General features: G+C 71.8%; 8 protein-coding genes. 2 read left to right on the top strand and 6 right to left on the bottom strand.

All coding sequences use genetic code 11. The annotated features are described in order from the left end of the window. Positions 1 to 100: 100 nt before the first annotated feature. The 5 genes from ACK1X7_RS06270 to ACK1X7_RS06250 all read right to left on the bottom strand — a co-directional run bounded on the left by ACK1X7_RS06270 (position 101) and on the right by ACK1X7_RS06250 (position 7589). Complete coding sequence (locus ACK1X7_RS06270) at positions 101 to 1567, bottom strand: aldehyde dehydrogenase family protein (RefSeq protein ID WP_385153621.1); 1467 nt, start codon at positions 1565 to 1567, stop codon at positions 101 to 103. Further along, positions 1564 to 2721, bottom strand: coding sequence for an aromatic ring-hydroxylating oxygenase subunit alpha (locus ACK1X7_RS06265; protein WP_390794643.1), 1158 nt, complete (start codon positions 2719 to 2721; stop codon positions 1564 to 1566). Before ACK1X7_RS06265 ends, ACK1X7_RS06270 begins: the two co-directional genes overlap by 4 nt. 219 nt (positions 2722 to 2940) lie before the next feature. Beyond that, positions 2941 to 5388 carry a GcvT family protein gene (locus ACK1X7_RS06260; RefSeq protein WP_413114746.1) on the bottom strand — a complete coding sequence of 816 codons (2448 nt, stop codon included), beginning with the start codon at positions 5386 to 5388 and terminating at the stop codon, positions 2941 to 2943. Then, positions 5385 to 6470 carry an S-(hydroxymethyl)mycothiol dehydrogenase gene (locus tag ACK1X7_RS06255; RefSeq protein WP_385153629.1) on the bottom strand — a complete coding sequence of 362 codons (1086 nt, stop codon included), beginning with the start codon at positions 6468 to 6470 and terminating at the stop codon, positions 5385 to 5387. Before ACK1X7_RS06255 ends, ACK1X7_RS06260 begins: the two co-directional genes overlap by 4 nt. Positions 6471 to 6791: 321 nt before the next feature. After that, on the bottom strand, positions 6792 to 7589 hold the full coding sequence (locus ACK1X7_RS06250) for an IclR family transcriptional regulator (protein ID WP_059145443.1): 798 nt from the start codon (positions 7587 to 7589) through the stop codon (positions 6792 to 6794). Positions 7590 to 7740: 151 nt separating this feature from the next. Here ACK1X7_RS06250 and ACK1X7_RS06245 point away from each other — a divergent pair, with 151 nt between their 5' ends. Further along, on the top strand, positions 7741 to 8103 hold the full coding sequence (locus ACK1X7_RS06245; RefSeq protein WP_385152950.1) for a bifunctional 3-phenylpropionate/cinnamic acid dioxygenase ferredoxin subunit: 363 nt from the start codon (positions 7741 to 7743) through the stop codon (positions 8101 to 8103). Continuing rightward, positions 8100 to 9311, top strand: a complete 1212-nt coding sequence (locus ACK1X7_RS06240) for an NAD(P)/FAD-dependent oxidoreductase (protein ID WP_398160527.1) — start codon at positions 8100 to 8102, stop codon at positions 9309 to 9311. The genes ACK1X7_RS06245 and ACK1X7_RS06240 overlap by 4 nt, the downstream gene beginning before the upstream one ends. Here the strand turns inward: ACK1X7_RS06240 and ACK1X7_RS06235 are convergent. Next, on the bottom strand, positions 9259 to 9678 hold the full coding sequence (locus ACK1X7_RS06235; protein WP_385152944.1) for a hypothetical protein: 420 nt from the start codon (positions 9676 to 9678) through the stop codon (positions 9259 to 9261). The two genes, ACK1X7_RS06240 and ACK1X7_RS06235, sit on opposite strands and share 53 nt — an antisense overlap. Positions 9679 to 9979 lie beyond the last annotated feature (301 nt).

Raw genomic sequence — 9979 nt, 5'->3', positions numbered from 1 at the left:
ATTCCGGTGGGGCGCGGGCAATGTCCTTGACCGGAGCTCACCCGAATGGCGCAGCGCGGCCCTCGCCGCACCGCCGTGCCGCCCCCGGGCGGATGCCCCGTCAGGCGAACCAGCCCTGCGGACGGGGCCGGGTATTGCGCCAGATGTGCTTGGCCTCCCGGTACTCCGCGAGCCCGCAGGGCCCCAGCTCCCGTCCGCTCCCCGACTGTTTGAACCCGCCCCACTCCGCCTGCGGCAGATAGGGGTGGTAGTCGTTGATCCATACGGTGCCCAGCCGCAGCAGGGAGGCCACCCGCTGCGCCCGCCCCTCGTCGCCGGACCATACGGCCCCGGCGAGCCCGTACACGGTGTCGTTGGCCAGCCGTACCGCCTCGTCCTCATCGGCGAAACGTTCCACCGTGAGCACCGGCCCGAAGGACTCGTCGGCCAGCACCGACATACCGCTGTGGCAGCGGTCGAGCACGGTCGGCAGAAAGTAGTAGCCGTCGGCCAGGGCCGGATCGTCCGGACGGGCGCCGCCGCAGCGCAGCCGGGCGCCCTCCGCGAGCCCCGTCGCCACATACGCCTCGACCTTGGCCCGGTGCGCGGCGGAGATCAGCGGGCCGGTCTGGGCCCGCTCGTCGAACGGCCCGCCCAGCCGGATCCCGCGGGCGCGGCGCACCACCTCCTCGACGAAGGCGTCGTGCACGGGATCCTCCACCAGCAGCCGGGCCCCGGCCGAGCAGACCTGCCCGGAGTGGAGGAAGACCGCGGTGAGCGCGTAGTCCACGGCCGTTTCGAAGTCCGCGTCGGCGAAGACGATATTGGGGTTCTTGCCGCCCAGTTCCAGCGAGGTCCGCTTGACCGTGCCCGAGGCGGCGGCCATGATCCGGCGCCCGGTGCGCAGACCCCCGGTGAAGGACACCATGTCCACATCGGGGTTGTCGGTGAGCGGGGCCCCGGCCTCGGCGCCCGGGCCGAGCACCAGATTGGCCACCCCGTCCGGCAGCCCGGCCTCCGCCAGCAGCCGCATCAGGGCGATCGCCGTGCTGGGGGTCAGCTCACTGGGCTTCAGCACGAAGGTGTTGCCCGCGGCGAGCGCGGGCGCGACCTTCCACGAGGTCTGGAGCAGCGGATAGTTCCATGGGGTGATCAGCGCGCAGACCCCGACTGGTTCATAGACCACCCGGCTGACGGTGTCCTCGGTGCCGGTGTCCACGACCCGGTCCGTCTCGGTGCGCACCAGTTGCCCGTAGTAGCGGAAGCACGCCACCACCCCGTCGATGTCCAGCTCGCTCTCGGCCAGTCGCTTCCCGGTGTCCAGCGATTCCGCCCGGGCGAGCCCGGCCTTGTCGCGCTCCACCAGACCGGCGACGCGCAGCAGCAGATCGCCGCGCGCCCCGACCGGGGTCCGGGGCCAGGGCCCCTGGTCGAACGCCTGCCGGGCGGCGGCCACCGCCTCGGCCGCGTCCTTGCCGCCGCCCTCGTCGACGACCGCCACCAGCGATCCGTCGGCGGGGCAGCGGATCTCCCGGGTGCGTTCGTCGATCGCTTCGGTCCACTGGCCACCGATGAAGAGGTCCGTCACGGGCATTCCTCCGCGTCGGGGGTCGGGACATGGTCGGTCACCCATCGGTGAAAGGCGCCGATGTGGTGCTCGCTGGGGACGAGCACCCCGCCGTCGCGGTAGGCGCGGGAGTCCATGGCGGGCTGGGTGCGCTCACAGGCGTCGAAGTCCTGGGCGTTGACCCGGTGGAACAGCTCCACCGACTTCGACAGATCCCGCTCGGACGCCACCACTTCGGGTGCGTAGAGCCAGTCGCATTCGACCAGTGTGCGATCGGGAGCGAGCGGAAACATCCGGTGCATGATCACGTGGTCGGGGACCAGATTGAGGAAGACCTGCGGCCGTACCGTGATCGCGTAGTAGCGGCGGTCCTGTTCCTCGGCGATCCCCGCGATGCGGCCGAACCCTTCGCTGCCGTCCACCGTGAACCCCTGGGCCTCCTCGGCGAATTCGGCGCCGTGCCCGACGAAGTACTGCGCCGCGAGGCCATCGGCGAACTCCGGCAGCACCTCGGTGAGTTCGGGATGGATCGTCGCGCAGTGGTAGCACTCCATGAAGTTCTCGACGATCAGCTTCCAGTTGGCCCGGACGTCATAGGAGATCCGGCGGCCCAACGCCAGCCCCGCCACGCCGTAGCGCTCCACGGACGCCGCGTCGCCGAGCCGGTCGGCCACCGCCCCGATGACCGTCTCCTCGAACGATGGTGGCTCCTCGGCCAGGCAGAGCCAGACATAGCCGAGCCATTCGCGAAGCCGTACCGGCACCAGTCCGCGCTCGACCCGGTCGATATCGGGCATCTTCTGAAGGTTGGGGGCGGCGGTGAGCCTGCCGTCCAGATCGTAGGTCCAGGCGTGGTACGGGCACTGCAACGAGCGCCGCACCGTCCCGGACTCCTCGGTGCACAGCCGGGCGCCGCGGTGACGGCAGATGTTGAGGAACGCCCGCAGCTCACCCCGGCGGTTGCGGGTGATCAGCACGCTCTCCCGGCCGATCCGCACGGTGCGGAACGCACCCGGCCGGTCCAGGTCGGCCCCGCGCACCGCGCAGAACCACATGGCCTCGAACAGGTGCTCCTGCTCCCGCCGGAAGATCCCGGGAGCGGTGTACCAGTGGCCGGGGAGAGTGGCGAGCAGACTGGGGGTCGTGGCGGCGGGGGACTCGGGAGCCACAGCCATGGGGTTCTCCTCAGGCGGACGCGGCGAACAGCCGGCGGGGTCGAAGAGTTCGAGGGGGTGGGCGGCGGCCGGGCCCATGCCGCCGGGGCCCGGGACGATCACAGCGTGGTCGGGGGCCATCAGGGGTCCTCCAAGCGGGTCGGTTCCCGCACTCGCGGACGCTTCGTGGCCGCGCTCTCGGCATGCGCTTACGGCACGCGGTCTCGGTACGCGCTCGCGTCAGCGGCGGATGCGCTCCATGCGCGGGTCGAAGAGGGGCTCGGCGGCGACGGTCGCGGGGACCTTCTCGCCGAAGTACTCGATGTGGACCGCGGTGCCGGGCACGGCTGCCGCGGCGGGCAGCCAGGCATAGGCCACGGTCCGGCCGATGGTGTAGCCGTAGGACGCGCTGGTCACATAGCCGGCCGGGACGCCATCGGCGTACACCGGCTCCTTGCCCATGACGACCGCGGCCGGGTCGTCCAGGGTGAGGCAGGTCAGCCTGCGCGCCGCCGTCTCCTCGCCGCGGCCCTCGAGCGCCGCACGCCCGATGAAGTCGCCCTTGTTCATCCGGACGGCGAAGCCGACCCCGGCCTCGTAGGGATTGTGCTCGGTGGTCATGTCATGGCCCCAGGCGCGATAGCCCTTCTCCAGCCGCAGGCTGTTGAAGGCCGAGCGCCCGGCGGCGATCACGCCGTGGCGCTGTCCCGCCTCCCACAGGGTGTCCCACAGCCGCAGCCCCATATCGGCGGTGGTGTACAGCTCCCAGCCGAGCTCGCCGACGTAGGACAGCCGCATCGCGGTCACCGGGACATGGCCGATATAGGTCTGCCGGGCCTTGAAGTAGCCGAACGCCGCATGCGAGAAGTCGTCCCGGGTCAGCGGCTGGACCAGCTCCCGGGCCAGCGGGCCCCAGACGCCGATACAGCAGGTGCCGGGTGTGATGTCGGCGATATGGATGTCGTCCGGCGCATGGCGCAGCAGCCAGTCCAGGTCCAGTCCGCCATTGGCGCCGATCTGGAAGTGGCGCTCCGACAGCCGGGCGACGGTGAGGTCGCTGCGGATGCCCCCGGCCTCGTCCAGCAGCAGGGTGTAGGTGACCGCACCGGGCTTCTTCGCCAACTGATTGGTGGTCATGCGCTGGAGGAAGTCCAGCGCCCCGGGCCCGCTGACCGCCAGCCGCTTGAGCGGGGTCATGTCGTACAGCGCGACCCGCTCCCGGGTGGCCCTGGCCTCGGCGGCGGCGATGGGCGACCAGTACCGGGCCGACCAGGCGTCGCGCGGGGGAAGGTCGATCGACTCGGCGAGCTGGGCGTTCGCCTCGTACCAGTGCGGCCGCTCCCAGCCCGCGGCCTCCAGGAAGTACCCGCCCAGCTCCCGCTGCCGGATGTGGAAGGGGCTGACCCGCAGCGGACGGGGCCGCTCCATCGGCTGGAGCGGATGGATGACGTCATAGACCTCGACGAAGTTCTGGGCCCCGCGCTCGGCGACATAGGCGGGGGAGGCTTGCGCGTCCTCGAAGCGGTAGAGATCGCATTCATGGACGTCCATGCCCGGCCGCCCGTCCGTCAGCCACTCGGCCACGGCCCGGGCGACGCCCGCGGAGTGGGTCACCCACACCGCCTCGGCCAGCCAGAAGCCGCGCACCTCGCGGGACTCGCCGATGACCGGCATACCGTCGGGGGTGAAGGAGAAGACCCCGTTGAAGCCCTCCTCGACCCGGCTCGCGCCGAGCGCGGGGAGCAGTTCGACGCTGTCCTCCCAGCTCGGGGCGAAGTCCTCGGCGGTGAACGGCAGCGAGGACGGCATCACCGGGGCCTCGTCGTACGCGGGCAGCCGCGCCGGGTCGACGGGGAGCGGGCGGTGGGCGTAGCTGCCGATGCCGATGCGGTCGGTGTGCTCGCGGAAGTAGAGATCGCGGTCCTGGAAGCGCAGGATCGGCCGGCTCGCCTCCGTACGGGGGTCGTTGACCCCCGCGAGCTCGGGCAGCGGCCCGGTCCTGGCGTACTGGTGGGCCAGCGGCTGAAGGGGGACGGGGACCCCCGCCATCGCGCCGATCAGCGGGCCCCAGAACCCGGCGGCGGAGACCACGATATCGGCGGGGAAGGTGCCCCGGTCGGTGACCACGGCGGTGACCCGGCCGTCCGCCCGCTCGATGGCGGTGACGGTGTGCCGGTCCAGGAAGCGGGCGCCGTGCGCGGTGGCCCGCTCCATCTGGGCGCGGGAGGCGAGCAGCGCCCGGGCCAGCCCGTCGTCCGGGGTGTGGAAACCGCCCAGGATCCGGTCCGGGTCCAGCAGTGGCCACAGCTCGGCGCACCGGGCCGGGCCGAGCAGCTCGCCCCGTACGCCCCAGGAGGCCGCCAGCCCGGCCTTGCGGTGCAGCTCGGCCCAGCGCTCCTCGCTGGTGGCGATCTCCAGACCGCCCACCGGGTTGAAGCAGGACAGCCCGTCGACCTCGAGGGAGGAGAACTTCTCGACGGTGTAGACGGCGAAGTCGGTCAGGGTCTTGGAGGGGCTGGTCCGGAAGACCAGGCCGGGGGCGTGCGAGGTCGAGCCGCCGGGGGCGAGCAGCGGACCCTGCTCCAGGACGGTGACGTCCCGCCAGCCGCGGGCGGTCAGCTCATCGGCGAGCGAGCAGCCGACGATCCCGGCCCCGACGATCACAACACGGCTGCTTCGAGTGCTCACAGGACCACCACCGACCGCAGCACCTCGCCGCGCTGCATCTTGGCGAACGCGGTCTCGACCTCGTCCAGCGTGATCGTCTCGCTGACGAACGCGTCCAGATCCAGCTTGCGGCTGAGATGGAGGTCGACCAGGACCGGGAAGTCGCGGCTGGGCAGGCAGTCGCCGTACCAGGACGACTTGAGCGCACCGCCCCGCGAGAACAGATCGATCAGCGGCAGATCGATGCGCATCTCCGGATCCGGCACCCCGACCTGCACCAGCACCCCGGCCAGGTCGCGCATGTAGAAGCCCTGGGAGTAGGTCTCGGGGCGGCCCACCGCGTCGATCACCACATTGGCGCCGAAGCCCCCGGTCAGCTCGCGCACCGCGTCGACCGGGTCCGTACCACGGGAGTTGACGGTGTCGGTGGCGCCGAAACGGGTGGCCGCGTCCAGCTTGGCGTCGTCGATGTCCACCGCGATCACCCGGCGCGCCCCGGACAGCGAGGCCCCGGCGATCGCCGCGTTGCCGACGCCGCCGCAGCCGATGACCGCGACCGTGTCGCCGTTGGACACCCCGCCGGTGTGCACGGCCGCGCCGTAGCCGGCCATCACCCCACAGCCGATCAGGCCCGCCGCCTCGGGGCGGGCCGAGGGGTCGATCTTCACCGCCTGCCCCGCCGCGACCAGCGTCTTCTCGGCGAACGCGCCGATGCCAAGCGCCGGGTTGAGCGGGGTGCCGTCGGTCAGGGTCATCGGCTGGGCGGCATTGCGGCTGTCGAAGCAGTACCACGGGCGGCCCCGGCGGCAGGAGCGGCAGCCGCCGCACGGCGCCCGCCAGGCCAGGACCACATAGTCACCGGGTGCGAGTCCGGTGACGCCGGGGCCCACGACCTCGACCATTCCGGCGGCCTCGTGCCCGAGCAGATACGGGAATTCGTCACCGATCGCGCCGTCCCGGTAGTGCAGGTCGGTGTGGCACACGCCGCACGCCTGGACTCCCACCAGCACCTCACCGGGGCCGGGTTCGGGCACGAGAACGGGCAGCACCTCCACGGGGGCGCCCTTTTTGACCGCGACGACGGCGCGGGCTTCTTGCGGCATGGCTCACTCCTCTGTTCTCCTGCGATCGCAGGGACCGGTGCACGGGAGCTGGCATGACTGCCTCGATGGAGGGTGAGGCCGAGGCCGTTTCAACGGCCACCGGTTACCACCCAGTTGCGTATAGCGCGGCATGTTGCGCGATGAGAGACATCCTGAAAGTCGCCGCCCCGTGCGGTCAAGGGGTTCGCGAAAACCGCCTGTAAACCGGCGCTGACTGGGGGTTTCGCGTCGGCCATACGCCCCTGGGCCCGGGCCGCGGACGCGACGAGGGGGCCGGAGTCGTCCGGCCCCCTCGTCGGGTGGGTGGGGTGATGTGGCGGCTCAGCCGGGGAAGCCCATCCGCCGGGACAGCTCCTCGGCGGTCTTCACGGCGTACTCGGCCAGATCGGGCAGCCGGCTCTGCGCCATCCGGTACGCCGGGCCCGAGACACCGATCGCCCCGATGAGCGCGCCGTCATGGCCGCGCACCGGCGCCGCCACCGCGTTCAGCCCGATCTCCAACTCCTCGCAGGAGTAGGCGTAGCCGCGCTCGGCCGCCGTCTCGAGCTGCTGCCGCAGCTCGGCGGAGGTGGTGATGGTGTGCTCGGTGAACCGCGGCAGCTTCCGCGTCACCAGCCGCTCCCGGCGCTCGCCCGACAGATGTGCGAGCAGCACCTTGCCGCTCGCGGTCGCGTGCAGCGCGGTGCGCCGCCCCAGCCAGTTGAAGGCGGTCACGGCCGCGGCGCCGCGCGCCTGCATGATGTTGACCGCCGCGTCCCCGTCCAGGACGGCGATATTGGCCGTCTCGCCGGTCTCGTCGGCCAGCGCCCGGCACACCGGGGCGCCCTCCTGCGAGATGTCCAGGCGGATGGCGGCGGCGCCGGCGAGTCTGAGCACTCCGGCGCCCAGGTAGTACTTCCCCCGGTCGCGTTCCTGCCCGACGAGTCCGCGGTTCTCCAGAACGCCGAGCAGCCGGAAGGCGGTCGACTTGTGGACCCCCAGCTCGTCGGCGATCTCGGTCACTCCGGCCTCGCCGAGCCTGGCAAGGATCTCCAGGACGCTCACCGCCCTGTCCACCGACTGCACTGCCCCGGCGGCCCCCCGCTTCTCCTCGGCCCGATCCTCGGTCGTGTTCGTCATGGTTCTGATCTCACCATCCGGTGGCTCTGCGTGGGGCCCCTCGGTCCGGGGAACTCTTGACGGCTGCCTTCCCGATCTGGATTCTGTTGCGCATCGCGCTTTTCAGTGCACTATCCACAACGCATGATACCGATCAACGTGAGGGGGGCCAATGATTCCCGTCTGCCGTATCGAGGACTTGCCGGAGGGTGAGTCGCTGCGTGTCCAGGCCGGCGACGCCACCGCGGCGATCGCGGTGTTCCACACCGACGGAGCGTTCTACGCCATCGATGACACTTGCAGCCACCAGGACGCCTCCCTCTCCGAAGGGTGGCTGGAAGGCTGCTACGTCGAATGCCCGCTGCACGCCGCGCTGTTCGATCTGCGGTCCGGCGAGCCGACCTGTCTGCCCGCCCGCAAGCCCGTACGGACCCACGCTGTCACGGTCGTGGACGGAATGCTGTATGTCCACCCCGCGGTGCGCACCGTTCCCGGCGAGCCCGTGCACGCGGCACCGGAAGAAGCCGTGGCATGACGACGGTCCAGGCGCTCACCACGGTCACGGTGGTCGGGGCCTCGCTCGCGGGACTGCACGCGGCGCGGGGCCTGCGCTCCCTGGGATACGACGGGCGGCTGGTCGTCGTCGGGGAGGAGCGCCACCGCCCCTACGACCGCCCGCCGCTGTCCAAGGAGTTCCTGACCGGGGACGGCGACCCGGGCGACGGGCCGGGCCGCCTCGCCCTGACCGACCCCGAGGAAGAGGCCGAACTCGATGCCGAATGGCTGCTCGGCGTCCGGGCCGAGGCGCTGGACACCGCCGCCGGGGAGATCCGTCTCACCGGCGGCCGCGCCCTGCGCACCGACGGCGTCGTCATCGCCACCGGGGCCACCCCGAGGACGCTGCCCCTTCCACGGCTGGACGGGGTGCACACCCTGCGCACCCTCGACGACGCGACCCGGCTCCGCGCCGCGCTTCGCGCGGGCGCCGCACGGGTGGTGGTGATCGGCGCGGGTTTCATCGGCGCCGAAGTGGCCTCCTCCTGCGCCGCCCTCGGACTCGATGTCACCGTGGTGGAGGCCGCGCCGCTGCCGCTGGTGCCCCAACTGGGCGAGGAGATGGCCCGGGTGTGCGCCGGGCTGCACGCGCGGGGCGGGGCCACCCTGCTGTGCGGCACCGGCGTCGAGGGCTTGCGCGGCAGCGGCCGGGTCACCGGCGTGGAGCTCACCGACGGGCGGGTGCTGCCCGCCGATGTGGTGGTCGTCGGCGTCGGGGTGCGTCCGGTCACCGGGTGGCTGGAAGGCTCCGGTCTGGCCCTGGACGACGGGGTGCGGTGCGACGCAGGCTGTGTCACCGCGCTGCCCAATGTCGTGGCCGTCGGGGACGTGGCCCGGCTGGCCCAGCCGGGCACCGCGCGCACCGTCCGGGCCGAGCACTGGACCAGCGGAATGCTTCAGGGCGCCGTGGCCGCCCGCAATCTGCTCGCCGGGTCCACCGTCGAACCCTTCGAGGCGCTGCCCTACTTCTGGTCCGACCAGTACGGCACCCGTATCCAGTACGCCGGGCGGCGCGCACCCGGTGACACCGTCCGGATCACCGAGGGCGACCCGGCCGACGGCGGTGGCTTTCTCGCCGTCTACGAACGTGACGGGATCTCCACCGCCGCCCTGGGCGTCGACCGGCCCAGGCCCTTTATGCGGCTGCGCCGCGAGCTGTCCCGCGCTCCGCAGCCGGCCGGGAGGTGACCGGCTCCGCCTCACCGGCCCGGCGGCGCTGCCGGCGCATCTCCCGGGCCGTGCTGCTGGGCCGGGACACCACTCCGTATCGCTGGCGCCAGACCTGCCGGGTCACCCATACGTCCAGCACGCCCCAGGTCGCCACCACCGTGCTCGCCACCGTGGCCAGCACGGTGGGGAAGGCGGACCATGAGCCCGCCAGGGTGCACAGGAGCGCGACCATCGTCTGAACCAGCGTCACGGCGATGATGATGACCGCCCGCACCGCCGCGGTGCGGACGGGATCGGGCAGCCGCCGCCTGCGCGCCGGCTCCTCGGTCCACAGCGGCCGGGCCCCGTGTGCCGGGATGTCGCGATCCTTGTCCATCGCGTCCATGACGCTCCCACCCCTTTCCAAGGCTGCCCCGGTGCGGCCGAGTCAGATAGCGGGACTTGGGTTGTATGCCCCCCTAGTGTGCTCCTTTGGATCACGAATGGCACCGACCGGAGGTTCCCCCGGGGAGGGGAAAACCAGCCAACCGCGGCCGAATGGCGGCATGTGGTGCTCGGGAGAAGGGCCCCGAGCGCGGGGGGTAAGTCGGGGAATCGCCCGACAACTCCTGATCACGCAGTGTAAGGAGTTCCCCGCATCAAGTGGACATGCCTTCGATATGGCCAACTGGCAGTAGTAGGCTCGC

The organism is Streptomyces sp. CY-1 (assembly GCF_047218265.1).
GTDB lineage: Bacteria > Actinomycetota > Actinomycetes > Streptomycetales > Streptomycetaceae > Streptomyces > Streptomyces niphimycinicus.
Note: the sequence above shows the minus strand (reverse complement) of the source record. Positions and strands in the feature narration are given on the sequence as shown.

Bases quoted from the DNA above. Each gene is read 5' to 3' on its own strand.
- ACK1X7_RS06265 (WP_390794643.1), bottom strand. From the start codon at position 2,721: ATGGCTGTGGCTCCCGAGTCCCCCGCCGCCACGACCCCCAGTCTGCTC.
- ACK1X7_RS06255 (WP_385153629.1), bottom strand. From the start codon at position 6,470: ATGCCGCAAGAAGCCCGCGCCGTCGTCGCGGTCAAAAAGGGCGCCCCC.
- ACK1X7_RS06250 (WP_059145443.1), bottom strand. From the start codon at position 7,589: ATGACGAACACGACCGAGGATCGGGCCGAGGAGAAGCGGGGGGCCGCC.
- ACK1X7_RS06245 (WP_385152950.1), top strand. From the start codon at position 7,741: ATGATTCCCGTCTGCCGTATCGAGGACTTGCCGGAGGGTGAGTCGCTG.
- ACK1X7_RS06240 (WP_398160527.1), top strand. From the start codon at position 8,100: ATGACGACGGTCCAGGCGCTCACCACGGTCACGGTGGTCGGGGCCTCG.
- ACK1X7_RS06235 (WP_385152944.1), bottom strand. From the start codon at position 9,678: ATGGACGCGATGGACAAGGATCGCGACATCCCGGCACACGGGGCCCGG.